24 protein-coding genes are annotated in these 15,461 nt (G+C 24.4%); 15 read left to right on the top strand and 9 right to left on the bottom strand.

The genetic code is table 11. The features are described 5' to 3' along the window. Positions 1–22 precede the first annotated feature (22 nt). From AVBRAN12642_RS07370 to AVBRAN12642_RS07325, 10 genes are all read left to right on the top strand, one after another. Entirely contained in the window at positions 23–604 is a 582-nt protein-coding gene (locus AVBRAN12642_RS07370; RefSeq protein ID WP_239803197.1) for a hypothetical protein, read from the top strand. Continuing rightward, entirely contained in the window at positions 604–2,763 is a 2,160-nt protein-coding gene (locus AVBRAN12642_RS07365) for a DNA topoisomerase 3 (RefSeq protein WP_336608164.1), read from the top strand. The genes AVBRAN12642_RS07370 and AVBRAN12642_RS07365 overlap by 1 nt, the downstream gene beginning before the upstream one ends. Continuing rightward, positions 2,763–4,067, top strand: a complete 1,305-nt coding sequence (locus AVBRAN12642_RS07360; RefSeq protein ID WP_239803195.1) for a PcfJ domain-containing protein — start codon at positions 2,763–2,765, stop codon at positions 4,065–4,067. Before AVBRAN12642_RS07365 ends, AVBRAN12642_RS07360 begins: the two co-directional genes overlap by 1 nt. A gap of 79 nt (positions 4,068–4,146) precedes the next feature. Further along, positions 4,147–4,431, top strand: a complete 285-nt coding sequence (locus AVBRAN12642_RS07355; protein WP_239803194.1) for a hypothetical protein — start codon at positions 4,147–4,149, stop codon at positions 4,429–4,431. Further along, positions 4,428–5,081 (top strand): zeta toxin family protein, encoded by a 654-nt coding sequence (locus AVBRAN12642_RS07350; RefSeq protein WP_336606993.1) that lies wholly within the window; start codon positions 4,428–4,430, stop codon positions 5,079–5,081. Before AVBRAN12642_RS07355 ends, AVBRAN12642_RS07350 begins: the two co-directional genes overlap by 4 nt. Before the next feature lie 184 nt (positions 5,082–5,265). Then, positions 5,266–5,718 carry a hypothetical protein gene (locus tag AVBRAN12642_RS07345; protein WP_239803192.1) on the top strand — a complete coding sequence of 151 codons (453 nt, stop codon included), beginning with the start codon at positions 5,266–5,268 and terminating at the stop codon, positions 5,716–5,718. Further along, positions 5,705–6,169 carry a lytic transglycosylase domain-containing protein gene (locus tag AVBRAN12642_RS07340; RefSeq protein WP_239803191.1) on the top strand — a complete coding sequence of 155 codons (465 nt, stop codon included), beginning with the start codon at positions 5,705–5,707 and terminating at the stop codon, positions 6,167–6,169. Before AVBRAN12642_RS07345 ends, AVBRAN12642_RS07340 begins: the two co-directional genes overlap by 14 nt. 10 nt (positions 6,170–6,179) lie before the next feature. Further along, positions 6,180–7,175, top strand: a complete 996-nt coding sequence (locus AVBRAN12642_RS07335) for a toprim domain-containing protein (protein WP_336608163.1) — start codon at positions 6,180–6,182, stop codon at positions 7,173–7,175. After that, on the top strand, positions 7,175–7,309 hold the full coding sequence (locus tag AVBRAN12642_RS07330; protein WP_275591983.1) for a hypothetical protein: 135 nt from the start codon (positions 7,175–7,177) through the stop codon (positions 7,307–7,309). Before AVBRAN12642_RS07335 ends, AVBRAN12642_RS07330 begins: the two co-directional genes overlap by 1 nt. Then, on the top strand, positions 7,302–8,324 hold the full coding sequence (locus AVBRAN12642_RS07325; protein ID WP_336606991.1) for an ArdC family protein: 1,023 nt from the start codon (positions 7,302–7,304) through the stop codon (positions 8,322–8,324). The genes AVBRAN12642_RS07330 and AVBRAN12642_RS07325 overlap by 8 nt, the downstream gene beginning before the upstream one ends. A gap of 6 nt (positions 8,325–8,330) precedes the next feature. Here the strand turns inward: AVBRAN12642_RS07325 and AVBRAN12642_RS07320 are convergent, their stop codons facing one another. The 9 genes from AVBRAN12642_RS07320 to AVBRAN12642_RS07280 form a co-directional block, all read right to left on the bottom strand. Then, entirely contained in the window at positions 8,331–8,633 is a 303-nt protein-coding gene (locus AVBRAN12642_RS07320) for a hypothetical protein (protein ID WP_239803187.1), read from the bottom strand. A gap of 88 nt (positions 8,634–8,721) precedes the next feature. Beyond that, entirely contained in the window at positions 8,722–9,099 is a 378-nt protein-coding gene (locus AVBRAN12642_RS07315) for a hypothetical protein (RefSeq protein ID WP_336606990.1), read from the bottom strand. Continuing rightward, a complete protein-coding gene (locus AVBRAN12642_RS07310) occupies positions 9,092–9,319 on the bottom strand; it encodes a hypothetical protein (RefSeq protein ID WP_239803185.1) in 228 nt (75 codons plus the stop codon). The genes AVBRAN12642_RS07315 and AVBRAN12642_RS07310 overlap by 8 nt, the downstream gene beginning before the upstream one ends. After that, entirely contained in the window at positions 9,319–9,729 is a 411-nt protein-coding gene (locus AVBRAN12642_RS07305) for a hypothetical protein (protein WP_336608162.1), read from the bottom strand. Before AVBRAN12642_RS07305 ends, AVBRAN12642_RS07310 begins: the two co-directional genes overlap by 1 nt. After that, positions 9,726–10,094, bottom strand: a complete 369-nt coding sequence (locus tag AVBRAN12642_RS07300) for a hypothetical protein (protein ID WP_239803183.1) — start codon at positions 10,092–10,094, stop codon at positions 9,726–9,728. The genes AVBRAN12642_RS07305 and AVBRAN12642_RS07300 overlap by 4 nt, the downstream gene beginning before the upstream one ends. Further along, positions 10,088–10,585 carry a hypothetical protein gene (locus AVBRAN12642_RS07295; RefSeq protein WP_239803182.1) on the bottom strand — a complete coding sequence of 166 codons (498 nt, stop codon included), beginning with the start codon at positions 10,583–10,585 and terminating at the stop codon, positions 10,088–10,090. The genes AVBRAN12642_RS07300 and AVBRAN12642_RS07295 overlap by 7 nt, the downstream gene beginning before the upstream one ends. Positions 10,586–10,614: 29 nt before the next feature. After that, complete coding sequence (gene mobP1, locus AVBRAN12642_RS07290) at positions 10,615–11,769, bottom strand: MobP1 family relaxase (RefSeq protein ID WP_239803181.1); 1,155 nt, start codon at positions 11,767–11,769, stop codon at positions 10,615–10,617. Beyond that, positions 11,762–12,304 (bottom strand): plasmid mobilization relaxosome protein MobC, encoded by a 543-nt coding sequence (mobC, locus tag AVBRAN12642_RS07285; RefSeq protein ID WP_239803180.1) that lies wholly within the window; start codon positions 12,302–12,304, stop codon positions 11,762–11,764. Before mobC ends, mobP1 begins: the two co-directional genes overlap by 8 nt. A 9-nt stretch (positions 12,305–12,313) precedes the next feature. Continuing rightward, positions 12,314–13,000, bottom strand: coding sequence for a hypothetical protein (locus tag AVBRAN12642_RS07280; RefSeq protein WP_239803179.1), 687 nt, complete (start codon positions 12,998–13,000; stop codon positions 12,314–12,316). A 261-nt stretch (positions 13,001–13,261) separates the two neighbouring features. Here AVBRAN12642_RS07280 and AVBRAN12642_RS07275 point away from each other — a divergent pair, with 261 nt between their 5' ends. Genes AVBRAN12642_RS07275 through AVBRAN12642_RS07255 form a run of 5 tightly spaced genes read left to right on the top strand, consistent with a single transcriptional unit; the run spans position 13,262 to position 15,353 of the window. After that, positions 13,262–13,492 carry a hypothetical protein gene (locus AVBRAN12642_RS07275; RefSeq protein ID WP_239803178.1) on the top strand — a complete coding sequence of 77 codons (231 nt, stop codon included), beginning with the start codon at positions 13,262–13,264 and terminating at the stop codon, positions 13,490–13,492. After that, on the top strand, positions 13,482–14,150 hold the full coding sequence (locus AVBRAN12642_RS07270) for a hypothetical protein (RefSeq protein ID WP_336608161.1): 669 nt from the start codon (positions 13,482–13,484) through the stop codon (positions 14,148–14,150). Before AVBRAN12642_RS07275 ends, AVBRAN12642_RS07270 begins: the two co-directional genes overlap by 11 nt. An 11-nt stretch (positions 14,151–14,161) precedes the next feature. Then, the gene (locus AVBRAN12642_RS07265) at positions 14,162–14,752 is read left to right on the top strand and encodes a hypothetical protein (RefSeq protein WP_336608160.1); all 591 of its coding nucleotides are present in this window, start codon (positions 14,162–14,164) and stop codon (positions 14,750–14,752) included. Between the two features lie 44 nt (positions 14,753–14,796). Next, positions 14,797–15,093 (top strand): hypothetical protein, encoded by a 297-nt coding sequence (locus tag AVBRAN12642_RS07260; RefSeq protein WP_336608159.1) that lies wholly within the window; start codon positions 14,797–14,799, stop codon positions 15,091–15,093. Continuing rightward, positions 15,090–15,353, top strand: a complete 264-nt coding sequence (locus AVBRAN12642_RS07255) for a hypothetical protein (RefSeq protein ID WP_336608158.1) — start codon at positions 15,090–15,092, stop codon at positions 15,351–15,353. Before AVBRAN12642_RS07260 ends, AVBRAN12642_RS07255 begins: the two co-directional genes overlap by 4 nt. The last annotated feature ends 108 nt before the right edge of the window (positions 15,354–15,461 follow it).

Raw genomic sequence — 15,461 nt, 5'->3', positions numbered from 1 at the left:
TTTAGCCCACTAAAGGACTGATATGAGTGAGAAAGAATTGGAGATTTTTAAGCTTGGTAAGGATTTAGCAAATATTTTATCAAGCAATGAAGCAAAAGCAGATTTAAAAGCTTTATACGATAAACACCCTGAAATGTTTAAAAATCTAATTGAAGTAAAAGAAGTAATACAAGAAGTAGTAAGCAATCCTGAAGTTGTTAAAGAAGCAAAAAACAATATAGATGTTTATGCAATGAAAAAACTTGATAAATTATATGAAAGTAAAGAAAAAATAGGTGATGTAGTTATAGGTAAAAATAACTTAAAAATTTATCATGCTAATAAAATGAGAGTTAGTGAATTAAAAAGAATACAAAAAAATATTAATTTAGAGCAATCCGTAGATGCAGACCCCAACACCCTGCATACGACTATGTTGGAAAAACCTCACGACTTGGAGCTGATGAATAAAAATTCATCTGGTGCAAACGCACTTTCTACGGATAATAAAGACATTATACAAGAAAATAATAAAAAGTTCTTTAGTGAAAGCTTAAATAAAGCAATAGAAAAAGGTGTGGTAAAAACCAGTAGCGAAAATAACAAGAAAGAATGGGAGAAATGATGAGAGTATTCATAGCTGAAAAACCTGAATTAGCAAGAGTGATTGCAAATAATTTAAATGAAAATACTGTTAAAAATGATGGATATATTCAAAAAGGTAATGATATTGTTACTTGGGCTTTTGGACATATTTTAGAACTTTTTATGCCTGAAGACTATAAGCAAGATTGGGGCAAGTGGAATATAAATGATTTGCCACTACAAATTGATGAGTTTAGATACAAGCCTAAAGACAGCTCTAAAAAGCAGCTTAAAATAATTTGTGATTTGTTAAAAAAAGCTACTGAAGTTATAAATTGTGGTGATGCAGATGAAGAAGGTCAAATTTTAGTAGATGAAATAATAAATTATGCAAACTATAAAGGAAGCGTAAAGAGATTATTATTACATGATTTAACTGATAAAGGTGTTAAAAAAGCTTTAAGTGAAATTAAAAATAATAGCGATTTTAAAGGTATTAGCGAATGTGGATTTGCTAGAAGCCAAGCTGACTGGATTGTTGGAATCAATCTAACTCGTGCATATACTACTATAGCTCAAAGTAGTGGATATAAAGGTGTTTTAAGTGTTGGTCGTGTTCAAACTCCTATTTTAGCTATGATAGTTGCTAGAGATTTGGAAAACGAAAATCATAAATCAAGTTACTATTATACTTTAACAGGAGAATTTGAAACAGAAAATTTAAAATTAAAAGCTAATTTAAAAACAAGCGAAAAAATTGTTGATGAAGTGGTTGCAAATGATATAAAATCAAAATGTGAAAATAAAGAATTTGATTGCATAGTTAATCATGAAAACAAAATAGAAAATCCACCACTACCATATAATTTGCTTTTGCTTCAAGCTGAATGCTCTAAAATATTTAACTATAAGCCTGATAAAACATTAGAAATTACACAAAGTTTAAGGGAAAAACACAAGCTAATATCTTACAATAGATCAGATTGTCAATATTTACCAGAGAATTTGCATAAAGAAAGCCCAGAAATTTTATCAGCTATAAAAAATAATCTAACAGGTTTTACAAATATTATAAATAATTCTGATACTAGTATTAAAAGTAGTGCATTTAATGATAACAATATAACGGCTCATTATGGTATTATTCCAACGGAACAAAAAGTTGATATAAAAGCTTTAAGTAAAGATGAATTAAATGTTTATGAAATGATAGCAAAAAGATTTGCATTACAATTTTTTAAACCTAAAGAATATTTGCATACTAGTGTAGTTTTTAAGTATGATGAATATGAATTTAGCACAAGCTCAAATAAAACTACATTTGCAGGTTTTAGCGAATTTATTGATACTAATGATAGCGAAATTAATACCGATGAAGAGCAAGAAAACGAAGAGTATTCACAAGATCTAAGCACACTTGAAAACTGCAAATCTTATTCAAGTAATATAAATATAAATAAAAAACAAACTAAACCTAGACCATTATATACTATGGCAACTTTATTAAAAGATTTAACAAGTGTAAGTAAATATGTAAAAGATGAAAAAATAAAAGCACTTCTAAAAGAAAAGGATAAGGATAAAAAGGGTGAAAGTGGTGGCATAGGCACACCAGCAACAAGAAGTGAGCATATTAAAAAGTTATTTGAGCGTGGATATATTGTTGAAGTTAAGAAAAAGATTAAATCTACTGATTTAGGAAGAAATTTAATAAAGCTATCACCTAAGCTTCTGACAAGTCCTGATATGACTGCGTTGTGGTTTGAAAATCAAAAAGATATAGAAGCTTTTAAATTAAGCAGAAATGATTTTTTAAGAGCAGTATTTAATGATGTAAAAAACGATATAGAGAGTTTGAAAAACAATGATGATTTAAAAACATTTGCAAGTGATAATGCAATAGATAAAACATATCCATGTAAAGTTTGCAATAATGGTTGTATGCAAAGAAGAAAAACAAAAGATGATAAATATTTTTGGGGTTGTTCTAATTATAAGGGTGGTTGCTCCAAAACATATAATGATAAAGCTGGAAAACCTGATGGTTATAATGCAAATATTTATCCTTGCAAACAATGTGGTGCTGGAGTATTAGAGCGTAAAAAATCACAAAAAGGTAATTACTTTTGGGGTTGTTCTAATTGGCGTAATGGTTGCAAAGCAATGTTTTATGATGATAATGGAAAACCTAAAAAATAATGCAATTTTTTAACTGTTCTTGTTTAGATGATAGAAAGCAATTTAAAGATAAGATAAGGAGTGATTTTTCTTATCTTATCCCTTTTATAGAATATTACGAGAGTAATTATTTAGTATGCTATCAAATTGATAAAATTGCTATATTAGTAACTGATGATACTTATAAGCTATTTAATATGCTGAATATTATTAAAGAAACTAATGTGTGCGATTATTTTTCATTAAATGATAAAAAAATATATTTACTTACAATAAGCGTTTCATTATATTACAATACTATAAAGTTTGATATAAATAATTACTTATATTGTAGTTTTCGTGATGATATTATTAATACTTATGGAAGAAATACAACAATAAGAACATTTATTTTAGAAAATAGCCTATATGATATATATGGTTTTATGAATAATAAAAATAAGTATCCAGCAACCTTAAAGCATTTATGTAGTTTAAATAAGCATTTTGCATATACATATTTATCATTTTTAAACTCAAATGTAGCTAAAGATATTTTATATGATTTAAAAAATGCTAATGAAGAAGATTTTATAAGCTATTATATGAAAATAGAAATAAAACTATTAGAAAACACACCAAACAAACAAGAATTATTAAAATTAAAATATCCGAATAAAAATATACCTAAAGTAGTAAATAAAATTGATTTAGCAAAATCAAAAGCATTATTTAATTTAGAAAAATATTTAAGTGCCACACACTATAAAAGAGTATGGCATAATGTTTTAAAACTAAATTATGATGATTATGGAAATTATTCAAAAGAACGAATATTATCTAATTATATGTTTAAGTTTAATGATTTTAAAATAGATTTAAATTATAGTCTTGATGATTTTAGAATACTATTATCAGATTATATAAAACTATCAATATCGCTTAAAAGACCTATTAATTTAGATATAACTTCAGTAAAAAGACTTAAATCGCTACACGATGATTTAGTGGTTGAATATGACTATAAAATAGCTAAAAAGAACAAAATGGTTATTAAAAAAGATAATCCATTCTTAAAGTTAAAATTACCTGATAATTTTAAAATGATTAAAACTAATTTTGATTTAATCCAAGAAGGTAGAAGAAATAAAAACTGCGTTGCTTCTTATATAGATAAAATCAATAGTGAAAAATGTGGAATTTTTACTTTAGATTATAAGTATAAGCACTATACAATAGAGATTATAAAATATAGAAATAAGTATTACATAAATCAAATAAAAACATTTGCAAATGAAGAAGCAAGTAAAGAAGTGGTTGAGTATGTTAAGGCATACCTTAATTAAGATATTTTTGAAAAATTATTTTAATTTATTTTAATTTATTTTATGTTAAAATAAATTAAAATAATTGAAAGGAGATAAGATGTCAGATTTTGTAATTTTAGAAAATAAAGAACAAGCATTAAAATACCTTGAAAGCTTAAAAGATACTATGAGTGAGAATATTTATCAAAAGATACAGATGGGTTTGCATAAATCATACGATAGCGATGATGAAGGAATAATTACTGAAAAATCATTAAGAGATCATATTGAATATGAAAACTTGATTGAATTAGGAAAAACTAAAGAAGCTGATGTTTATAAAAGTGAAAAGATGACCGAAAATATGAATATTTATTTAAAAGCCGAAGGTATTGTTAGATGAATAAACCTATAGCTTTATTTTTGGCAGGCACAAATGGAAGTGGGAAATCTACTTATAGGTTTGCAAATAAAATTGAATTTTTAAATTTAATAAATATAGATCCAGATAAATTTATTAAAGATAATAATGGCAATAATGCACTAGGCTCTAAGTTGGCTATAAATACATTTAATGCGTGTATTAAAAATAAAATTTCTTTTTCTATGGAAACTACGCTTTCAGGTAAAAGTGTTTTAAATAGAATAAAACAGGCTAAAAACAATGGTTTTAATGTCAAAATTATATATATTGGGCTTGATAACTCTAATCTTAATATACAAAGAGTTGAAGCAAGGGTTAATCGTGGTGGGCATAATATTGAAACTAATCTTATTATTAAAAGATATAAAGAAAGTAGATTAAATTTAATAAAATCACTGCCACTTATTGATAACTTAAAACTTTACGATAATTCAACAAATAAATTAATTAAATGTTTAGAAGTGGATAAGCAAAAATTAATAGATTTGAATACGCCATTGAAAAAATGGGTTAGTGATGTGTGTTCTAATATATTATTTAACGAAAACGGTAATTTATGTTTGCCTATTAAAAATATTGAAAAAATGACTGATATTGGTAAAAATAAAGATATAAATAAAGAACTTTAGATGTGGAAAATATTTTTTTTCTTTATTGATTTCTATTATTTGTTTTGCAAATGAAGAAGTTAGTGAAGCGATTGGGTGTGTTAAAATATACCTTTAATTAAAATATTTTTTAAAACAATCATTTCAAGTTATATAAAGTTATTTTAAATTAAAATTAATTTAAATATTATTTAAGGAGAATTTAATGAAAAAATATAAAATTTTAGTAGCATTAGCTACAGCGACACTTTTTATCTCTTGTGGAGAAGATATTAATAAACCAAATTTCGGACATGAATATGTTAGTAAATATATAAAACATTGTTTATTTTTTCAAGCAAAAACTGATACTACTATTACTTCTATTGTTGCTGAAGATGGAAAATGTGGATTAGAGATCCCTATAAATATGCATAATTTTTGGGATGTATCGGAAAACGGTAATGAAATGATTAAATATGGCTATTCAACAGAATTTACAGACAAAGGTGTGAAAAATACCAAATCAATAATAGAAAGAAAAAAAATTGAAATTAAATTGAAAGAAGGGGAAAAATTTTACTTCGTTTCAGGTTGTTATCCTATAAAAAAATTAATATTAGAAACAGATATAGGTAAATTTGAGTATAAAGATCTCAAAAAAGATGATAAAAAATAAATTAATTTTTATTTTACTATTGCCTTTTATTTGTTTTGCAAATGAAAATGCCTATGATGCGTTATTTGTTAAATACTCTAAAATACATAAGATTCCATCGCAGCTTTTGTGGGCAATAGCAAAAACTGAAAGTAATTTTAATCCAAGTGCGATAAATAAAGCAAACGACAATGGCACTTACGATATAGGTTTGATGCAAGTTAATTCTATACATGAAGAAAATTTAAAAAAATTAGGTTTAACATTAAATGATTTGTATGATCCAGAAATTAATGTGCGATATGCAAGTGCATATCTAGCCAAATGTTTTAAAAAATGGGGATTTAATTACAAAGGTCTAAATTGTTATAATGGTAGAATTTCAAATAACAATTACAATATAAAGGTTTTAAATAAATTGCGAAAAAAACAAAAAATAGTATATAAAAATACTAATGCAATTATTAAATAAAGGGGGTAAAATGAATACTAGAGAAGATACTGCATACATACTTACTCAATTAGGTTATGAAGTTGATAGATATTTTAGATTTAAATTAAGAGATGAAAAAACTGCAAGTGCTTCAATCAATCTTAATGGTAGAATTAAAGATTTTGGTAGTGGTTGGTATGGTTCTTGTGTTGATTTATTGTGTGAATTTCATAAGTATTCTAAAAAGGAAGCTTTTGATAAAGTAAATGAATTTATGGGTGTAAATAATAAACAATATGCACTAAGCGAACCTAGTTTTAAAGAAAACAAGGAGCATTCATCGCTATCTATAAGTGAAGATTATATATCTAATTACGAATTGCAAAGAAAAGAAAATTTTACTCGTTATAGCGAACTTTTAAAACAAACATTGCCAAATATTGATAATCACAAAAGAATTGAATTAGCTAAAAAATATCAGATAGGATATTCTAAAGAATCAGATAGGTTAATAATGCCTATTCGTGATCTTGATAATAAGGCTATGACTTTATGGAAATATAATCCTAGTCCTAAGCCATTCGTGGGTAGTAATAAAGAATTAATACAGTTACCAAAAGTAATGTTTTCAAAAGGTAAAAAGCGTTGCCCTTTTAATTTAAACGATCTTAATGAATATAGAACTAATTTAAATAAAGCTATTTTGGTTGTTGAAGGAGAAAAAGATTGTTTAAATGCAATTGCAAATGGATTTAGAGCGATCACTCTTGGTTCTGCTACAAGTTTAGTAGAAGATAAATATATTCATCTTTTTAAAGATACTAATATAACTATTTGTTATGACTATGATGATGCTGGGAAGAATGGAGCAAAAGCACTTGCAGAACAACTTAAGAATACCTGCAAAAAGATAGAAATTTTTGATTGGGAGCAAGTATCTAAGCAGTTTAAAATTGAATTGTCTAAAGGTTTTGATTTTACTGATTTTATGAAAATAACAAATGAAAAAAAACATAATGATAAAACAAAAGATAGGGGAAATTAATGCAAAATAAAGATTTTAATCAAGAAATAGATTTATTAGAAGATGGAGAAGTGGTTGCAATTTATAGTGAAGAAGAAGCTAAAAAATTAGGTATTATTGACTTTTTGGAAAGTGCTGGTGATATTAATGAGTGATATAAAATTCAATAACTCTAGTGCTGATAAAAATCATCAATATATTGAAGATTTTACAAATACACTTATAAAATCATTAGAAAATAACACTGCACCATGGATACAGCCATGGAAAGCAACAGGTCTAAAAAATAATCCACATAATGCTATTACAGAACAAGAATATAACGGTTGTAATGCTTTGTTATTAGAGATAATTACTGCTGAAAAGGGATATAAAGATCCTAGATGGCTAACCTTTAAACAAGCAAAAGATCTAGGTGGTTTTGTTAAAAAAGGCGAGAAAGGCGTTCCTATTAGGTTTGTTAGTGTTATTGAACCTAAAACAACAGATTTAGAAAAAGAGATGGAAGAAGGACTTATATCTTTAAATGATGATAAAAAATATATAGTTAAGCATTATACTTTATTTAATGCAGAGCAAATAGAAAATATGCCAGAACGAAAACAATTTAAAGTAGATCCTAATTTTGAATTTAAATCAATTGAAAATGCAGAAAAAATATTGGCTAATTCAGGAGCTATTATTGAGCATAAACTAGGCGATAGAGCATATTATAATCCTTCATTAGATAAAATAGTATTACCTGAAAAACAGCAATTTAAAAACGAAATGGGTTATTATAGTGTAGCATTACATGAATTAGGTCATTGGACAGGACATAAAAATAGATTAAATAGAAATTTAGAAGGTGGTTTTGGTAGTGAGCAATACGCAAGAGAAGAATTGAGAGCAGAAATTGCTAGTTATATGTTATGTAAAAAATTAAATATTGATTTTGATCCTAGCGAACATTTATCATATATTAATTCATGGAAAAAGATTATAAACAATAATCCAAATGAATTATATCAAGCAACAAAAGATGCTTTAAAAATAGTTGAATATGTTAGCGATTTTAGTATTGATAAAAATATCAAAAAAGAAAATGCTATATCAAAAAATGTTATGGATAATGTATTAAAAAATGTATTAAATAAAACAAAAGGAAGCGATATTGAAATAGCTAAGTAAAACTACTTAGCTATGAATTGTTGTAGTATTTGATTTTTCTTCTAATAAATAAACTGATAACATGATTGTAAAGTATGCAAGTAAGTATGCACCAGAATTTTGAGCCAAACTATACCCTGTTAATGCATTACATATATTTAAAAACAATAAACCACCAGACCCAATAAAAGAAAGAGATCTAGTATTGCTAAAAATGCTGAAAAATATAAATAAAATAATACATGTATAGTTTAATGCATCAAAGCGAGTTGAATAATCGTTACCAAAGATTGACTCACAAAATTTTACAAAAAATATCAATTCTTCCATAGACAAATTCCTTTTTTTATGTTTAATTTTATTCTACCATAAAAAAATAAAAAAGAAGATAATGTGTGTTGGTGGAAGCATTATATTGTTAATTTTCTTTTTTATCTTCTAGTATAAATCCATAGCTATTTAAAAATAAATATCCTAAATAAAACCAAAATAAAAACATTATAATGTTTTCAAAATCTTTAATTTCATCTAATCTTAGCAAAAGGCTTATAATTAATTGATAGGAAAATAATTTTATACCAGCAGTATATAAGATAAATAAAATTTTACGCTTAATTCCTATTCTTTTAATATGATAAATATTATTAATTATAACAAGTAAAAAAACAATAATAGTAATTATATGTATTTTTGCCTCATAATCAGTTGTAGAATAATTTCTTAAAAACAAAAGTATTAAAACAAAAATATCAATTAAATTAATATATTTTAAAAATTTAAAATATATTTTATTCATTATTATTCCTATTGATTATTGCATTATATAATTTTCTTGTAGCACTTTCTCTTAAATCTTTAATAGCATCTTCATCAAGTAATAAAAATTCATGAAATTTTATTTTATAATATTTTTTAATTAATGGAAAACTCCCAAAAAAATATTCATAAATAAAAATAATTATCAATATAATCGCAACAATTGAAAGCATAGCTGATATAGCAATAAATATTGGCATTATAACTCCTTTAATTTTTCTTCATATTGAGTTTTTATAAAATTAATTAAAATTTTACTCTTAAAATTAGTTTGTCCATACTTTAAAATCATTCTAATACAATAAGTATCATCTATTATTTTATATTTAGAATTAGAGCCAAATTCACAAATATATAATTTCTCACTTCTAAGTAAGTGTTGCAATGAAAATTTTTGACCACGCTCTTTTTCTTTATAAAGTTCATTATGTTTTGGAATCTGTATTACAGGATTAGATACTATATGTATCTTTATATTGTTATCGGTATCTATAAAAACATAATCTTCATATTTATTGTTAATATAACCATTAGCAAAAATATAAACTAAATATACGATTATAATGATAGGTAAATACTCAAAGATTTTTTTTATTTGCATAATTTTCATATTAATTCTTTTAATTCCAATTTAATTATTATTAATCCTAATATATTAAATAATGTTAATACTGTAAAAAATATAATTGCATAAAACACTATAAAAATAGTTACAGGGTATAGATTTTTGTAATCTAAAATTACAGCGTATTGTGCTATATACGCTCCGAGAGTCATTATTAATATAAAGCTTGTATATATTGTCATAGCATCCCATTGTTCTTTAAGTGTTCTACCTATTACAAACCATTTATAGAAGAACAAAAACATATACATAATAGGTATTAAATATATAAATATAATTGAAGCAAAATCATTACTTTGATATGCATAAGGCAAAACTTCTGTAAATAATGTTTTAAATGTATTCAACATTGTTTTCTCCTTTTGTTAAATTCTAATTTTATGTGATATGAGCATGGAATATGATCTGATAAATCATCAATATCTTTTTTAATTTTATTTAGTGCTTTTTGTAGCTCTTGTTTATCTATATTTTGATTTGGATATGTTAAATATGATTCACTATGTTTTTCCAAGTTTAAAAAGGTTTTATATAATGATCTATATAGAATTTCTAAAGGCGTATTCTTAGTTAAGCTAAGTAATATATTTTTTAATTCTTTTAGCTTTCTATCTCTTGTATAGTTTATTATATAATGAATAAACTTAGGTGATAAAGATTTATCAAATGGAAAGCTACTCAAAAACTCACCATGCACTATATTGTTGCTACATCTTGCGATTACTACTGTTAGACTCCAAATATCTGCGAAAACTTCAATAATATTTTCTACCACATTAGGTTCTTTCTCTATAATTTCTTTTGAAAATTTTCTTTTCAATTTGGTAAGAAAAACAATCATACTGTCTCCTTATTAAGTATTAAAATATTTTATTTTTCTATATTTTCTATATTTTTATATTTTGTTTTATCTTTAAACTTAAATTTATTTTGAAATTCATCTTGCTTATTTAGTGTATTACTTTTAAGGCTCTCTGTTTTAAACTCATCTTTGGTTAATATTTTATATTTAGATTTCTGCTTTTGCTTTAAAGGTTGCAAATGCTTTTCGCTTTTATCTTTTATAGATACTTCCCATATATTTTTATAAGTGGTTAATTCATAATATTGAAATTGTTTATTAGGTAATTTTTTCTTAGCTGTCACTTTTGCTTCTAATTGATCAGTCACAGCAAAATAGCATTTATCACCTACGCATACATTATTGTTATCTACAACTTCTTTTAAGTCTTTGCCCCACAATATAAATTCTTTATCATTTTTATCCTTCATTTTTACATAAAAGCTTGGCTCATTATCTTCTTTAAAATCATATAATGCATCACCGAAACTTACCACTTCATGATAATTCATATATTTATCTTTTTCTTTATACACTTTAGGAGTTAAATTAATTTTAGTTTTTATTGTTGCAGTTGCTTCTACTTTTAAAGCATTGAGTTCTAGTGCAAATAATTTTCTTAAATCTTGCAAATCCTTTTTTCTTATATGTTGTCTTTTACCAAAATTATCTTTTACTTTTAATACAACATGGCAATGTGGATTATCTGTATCTTTGTGCATAGCTACTAGAAAACTATTATTAGGATACTTAGTTTTTAAAGTCTTTGTTAAAGCTTCTTTGATTTTTTCTACTGGTGCATTTTTATGATCTTTCATTGAAAATATGATATTGTGTGTTTCCTTTATTTGCTTTTTATTTTTACTTGTATCATATTCAAATTCATCATACGCTAAAAAATTTTCAATAGCTTCATTATTGTTATTATATATATTGCTATCTTGATCAAATAATTCCAACTTTTCTTTTCTTGAAATGTAATTTAAATGCCGTTTCAAGCTTTTTGCATCATAGCATGAACTGGCTATTTTAATCATAACTTCAGTATTTTTTTTACTATTAATATATGTTTTATGTAATGTGCGTTTTTTATAATTTTTAGGAAGTTTTGCAACTTTTTCTTTTTTAATAAATACTTTTTTAGCTCTTAATTCTTCATCTTCTAAATATATTTTTTTAGCCATTTAATCTCTTTGTTAAAGCCATATAGTCTGATACAATTTGCTTTATTGTTAGTTTAATTTCATTGTTTGTATCTTCTACAATTTTATTAAATTTTTGCATGTCAGGACTAAAGTTATCAAATCTTTTTTCATTTAAAACTTTTGCAATTTGATTTATATTTACACCTATTTTTTTAATTTCTACAATAGCTTTCATTAGTTCATTAAATTGATTTTTGCTAATATATTTTTCATCTTTTAAAGATGATAATATTAAATATTTAGCTTCTTTAGTTATTGAATTAAAGCCGTGTATTTTTCTAAAATTTTCTAATGTTTCATACTCATCTTTGCTTATGAAAATTCTAATCTCTTTATACTTGGTTTCCACATCTTTAATATTTTCATCTTTTAAAAATTTATAATTCTCCTTAATACATATTAGTATAAGCTCATGTATTACTTGAGTATATGAAACTCCTTTAGTTTCTTTTAACTTATCTAAATATTCAAGTGCATAATCTTTTAATCTAATTGTAGTTTTTTTAGAGCTCATTTTTTCCCACTAGCATATAAAATTAAAATATGGTTGACTATTATTTATTTTTTCAAGCATAGATACAAATTCTTCGGCAATTAACTTTGGGTGACTTAAAATATTTACATTTTTAGAAACGGTATCTATATCCATTGAATAACATTTTGAAGTATCCACTAGAGTTAAATGAACACCCAAATCTTGATGAAATTTAAATTCAAGTTTATTTAAATTATCACAATCTTTTGCATTATAAAAAAATTCGTTTTCGGTTACTCTAACTTTAAAACCATAACGATATTTATCATCGAATCTTGGTCTTATATTTTTTGTTACTAAATCTGCATGATAGTCTTTATAGTTCTTTTGTTCTTCTAAAAAATTATTTTTTATAGTTTCAATATCTAATAACTTAATATCTATTTTAGGAAAATAATTTGACATTATTTTATAAAGACTTTGTCTGATAATGCAACGAATTTCAAAGCGTTTGCTATGACTATATAATAATGGAATTAATTGCTCTGGATGATTTATGGTTTGCTGTGTATAATCATCATATCTAAAATGAAAAGAAAGGTTATGTAAAATACGACGTGTAATAGTTTTAAAATCAACATTATTTAATTTATTTATAAAATTTTCAAAATCTTCATGTTCAACTAATTTAGTAACACTTCCTAAAGTTAAAATATCATTCTTAATTTTATCCATATCTATTCCTTTCACGCTAATAACATATAAGAGCTAACAGCAGTTTTGACAATAGTATAAAAAAAGTGTATGGCACTTTTTGGATACTTTGTCTATCCTGCCTAACCTTATTTTATTCTAAAATTAATAATAACTTTTTTAAGTAAATAGAAATATTAAAATATTAAAATTATAAGATATAAATTAATTAATAAAAAGATTTTTTTATTAAAATAATAATTATTTTGTGATATAATAAATAAAATTATTCAAGGAGATATTATGTATTCAAAACAAGATCAAATTATTGCATCGTTAGAAGAAAAACTTAAAGATGCCAAGCAAAAGAAAAAAGATTTAGAAAATAAATTTTTTCTTGAATTAGGTAAGCAAGCAATGATGCTTTTAGAAAAAGAAAAAGAATTCTATTCTTTATTTGATGAGTTATGTAAAAAATATGATTTAAAAATAATAAATGATTTATCTATAAAGGAGAAAGAGCATGAAAGATAAATTTGAAAGCATTACAATAATATCAGTTGAATATATGGATAAAAAAAGACAGGATATATTTTCAACTAATAAAGAATTTAAAGATAACGAAAAAAATGCATTGCTTCAATCTTTAGTTATGTTAGATGATATTGTTAAAGCCAGTGCAAAAGAAAATTTAAAATTCCCCAACGAGTTTATAAAATTAAAAATAAAGCTCAATGGAAAAGAGCAAGAACTAAATACTCCTTTAGGCGTTGGGGCATTTGGTAAGGATTTAAACCACTTGATAAATTTATCAAATACGAATTTAAATAAAGAAGTTGCAGACAAAAATACAAACAAACAAATATTTGAATTGTTAGAAAGATTTGGCGAAGGTGGTAAGTTTAAACAACCTGAAAAACAAGAAAATTTTAAAAATATATTTAATGATTTACGCTCAATAAATTTACACGATGAAGAATTAAATGGAGTTTATCAAGCTACTTTAGATTTTTTTGAAATGTTTAAAGATGGCAATGCAAAAGTTATTGATAATTCCAAACAAGCCATTTCGTTAAAAGAAGCACAGGCTACACAAAAACTTAAAGAAAACATTGCAGAAATTATAAAAGAAAATAAAGTTGCTAATGTAAAAGAGAGTCAAAAAGACATTTCAAAACCTATACATAGATAAAAGGAAAAAAGATGAATTATATTATTAATAAAGAAGCTGATTTTTATATAGAAAAATTAAAAAAACATCTACAAGATAATTGTTTTTTAGACACAAAAAAAGATAGTAAAAAAAATGTTTTTGATTTTTTCAAATGTGGTATTGATTATATGATTGATATTTTAGAATTAAATAGATTAGAACTTAATTATGAAGCTTATGGTTGTTCTATTAATGCAGAAAGTATTTTATGCTTTAATGAATTAGATAAGTGGAATGCTAAAATAGAATATGTAGCAGATAAATATAATAATATAGGTTTTTTTCTTTATATTTGTAAATTTGAATTAAAAGATTTTACATTAAATGAGTTAAAAAAACTAGATATAGATAATATTGTTAAACACGCAACAGAACACGCAACAGAATATGAATGTATAAAAAATAATAATATTTTTAAACTTGAATTAAATGATAAAATCACAAAAGAGAATTTAATAAATTGCATTATTTTTTATAGCAGAATTTATATTTTACTAAGAATTAAAAGCTTAGAAATTATTGAAAACATAATGTTTAAAAACACTAACATATCTAATAAAAACGATGTAATCAATTGGTAAAATGCAATGTTACTTTTTAAACAATAGAATATATAAATATAAGCATGGCAGTTAATAAAGCATATTTAACTTGTGATAAAACTCCATCTGGTGATGAAGTATATACACCTTTTTATGCAGTAGAGCCATTACTAGAATTTATTCCTAAAAGCAAAACAATATGGTGTCCATTTGATAAGGAATGGTCAGCATTCGTTCAGCTTTTTACAAAAAATGGTAATAAGGTAATTTACTCTCACATTGATGATAGTAGGGGGGGGGATTTTTTTATTATGAACCTAAAGAACATTACGATATTATTATTTCAAATCCACCGTATAGCAAAAAAGATAAAGTCTTGAAAAAGTGCTACGAGTTAAATAAACCATTTTGCTTATTAATGCCAATAAATGCATTGCAAGGTAAGGCTAGAGTAGATTTATTTTTAAAATATGGGTTAGAACTAATAGTTTTTGATTTAAGGATAGATTATCACACTAATAGAAATTTTGAAAAAACGACTAAGGGAAATCATTTTGGTAGTGCTTATTTTTGCCATAATGTATTAAAAGAAAAAATGATTTTTAAAAAAATTAATAAATACGAGAAAAGTTTAAAATAATATGGCAGTTTTTTGGCTGAAGTATCTGCCATATATTAATTATTATAGCCAAAAAATATTAATAAAATTAAAAACATAATAAAAAAATGTTATAGATATATTCTAAAC

It is taken from the genome of Campylobacter sp. RM12642, from assembly GCF_020137635.1.
Taxonomy (GTDB): Bacteria; Campylobacterota; Campylobacteria; order Campylobacterales; family Campylobacteraceae; genus Campylobacter_E.
Note: the sequence above shows the minus strand (reverse complement) of the source record. Positions and strands in the feature narration are given on the sequence as shown.

Bases quoted from the DNA above. Each gene is read 5' to 3' on its own strand.
- AVBRAN12642_RS07360 (WP_239803195.1), top strand. From the start codon at position 2,763: ATGCAATTTTTTAACTGTTCTTGTTTAGATGATAGAAAGCAATTTAAA.
- AVBRAN12642_RS07340 (WP_239803191.1), top strand. From the start codon at position 5,705: ATGATAAAAAATAAATTAATTTTTATTTTACTATTGCCTTTTATTTGT.
- AVBRAN12642_RS07355 (WP_239803194.1), top strand. From the start codon at position 4,147: ATGTCAGATTTTGTAATTTTAGAAAATAAAGAACAAGCATTAAAATAC.
- AVBRAN12642_RS07265 (WP_336608160.1), top strand. From the start codon at position 14,162: ATGAATTATATTATTAATAAAGAAGCTGATTTTTATATAGAAAAATTA.
- AVBRAN12642_RS07275 (WP_239803178.1), top strand. From the start codon at position 13,262: ATGTATTCAAAACAAGATCAAATTATTGCATCGTTAGAAGAAAAACTT.
- AVBRAN12642_RS07345 (WP_239803192.1), top strand. From the start codon at position 5,266: ATGAAAAAATATAAAATTTTAGTAGCATTAGCTACAGCGACACTTTTT.
- AVBRAN12642_RS07370 (WP_239803197.1), top strand. From the start codon at position 23: ATGAGTGAGAAAGAATTGGAGATTTTTAAGCTTGGTAAGGATTTAGCA.
- AVBRAN12642_RS07310 (WP_239803185.1), bottom strand. From the start codon at position 9,319: ATGCCAATATTTATTGCTATATCAGCTATGCTTTCAATTGTTGCGATT.
- AVBRAN12642_RS07260 (WP_336608159.1), top strand. From the start codon at position 14,797: ATGGCAGTTAATAAAGCATATTTAACTTGTGATAAAACTCCATCTGGT.
- AVBRAN12642_RS07315 (WP_336606990.1), bottom strand. From the start codon at position 9,099: ATGAATAAAATATATTTTAAATTTTTAAAATATATTAATTTAATTGAT.
- AVBRAN12642_RS07280 (WP_239803179.1), bottom strand. From the start codon at position 13,000: ATGGATAAAATTAAGAATGATATTTTAACTTTAGGAAGTGTTACTAAA.
- AVBRAN12642_RS07330 (WP_275591983.1), top strand. From the start codon at position 7,175: ATGCAAAATAAAGATTTTAATCAAGAAATAGATTTATTAGAAGATGGA.
- AVBRAN12642_RS07295 (WP_239803182.1), bottom strand. From the start codon at position 10,585: ATGATTGTTTTTCTTACCAAATTGAAAAGAAAATTTTCAAAAGAAATT.
- AVBRAN12642_RS07365 (WP_336608164.1), top strand. From the start codon at position 604: ATGAGAGTATTCATAGCTGAAAAACCTGAATTAGCAAGAGTGATTGCA.
- AVBRAN12642_RS07350 (WP_336606993.1), top strand. From the start codon at position 4,428: ATGAATAAACCTATAGCTTTATTTTTGGCAGGCACAAATGGAAGTGGG.
- mobP1 (WP_239803181.1), bottom strand. From the start codon at position 11,769: ATGGCTAAAAAAATATATTTAGAAGATGAAGAATTAAGAGCTAAAAAA.
- mobC (WP_239803180.1), bottom strand. From the start codon at position 12,304: ATGAGCTCTAAAAAAACTACAATTAGATTAAAAGATTATGCACTTGAA.
- AVBRAN12642_RS07335 (WP_336608163.1), top strand. From the start codon at position 6,180: ATGAATACTAGAGAAGATACTGCATACATACTTACTCAATTAGGTTAT.
- AVBRAN12642_RS07305 (WP_336608162.1), bottom strand. From the start codon at position 9,729: ATGAAAATTATGCAAATAAAAAAAATCTTTGAGTATTTACCTATCATT.
- AVBRAN12642_RS07300 (WP_239803183.1), bottom strand. From the start codon at position 10,094: ATGTTGAATACATTTAAAACATTATTTACAGAAGTTTTGCCTTATGCA.
- AVBRAN12642_RS07320 (WP_239803187.1), bottom strand. From the start codon at position 8,633: ATGGAAGAATTGATATTTTTTGTAAAATTTTGTGAGTCAATCTTTGGT.
- AVBRAN12642_RS07270 (WP_336608161.1), top strand. From the start codon at position 13,482: ATGAAAGATAAATTTGAAAGCATTACAATAATATCAGTTGAATATATG.
- AVBRAN12642_RS07325 (WP_336606991.1), top strand. From the start codon at position 7,302: ATGAGTGATATAAAATTCAATAACTCTAGTGCTGATAAAAATCATCAA.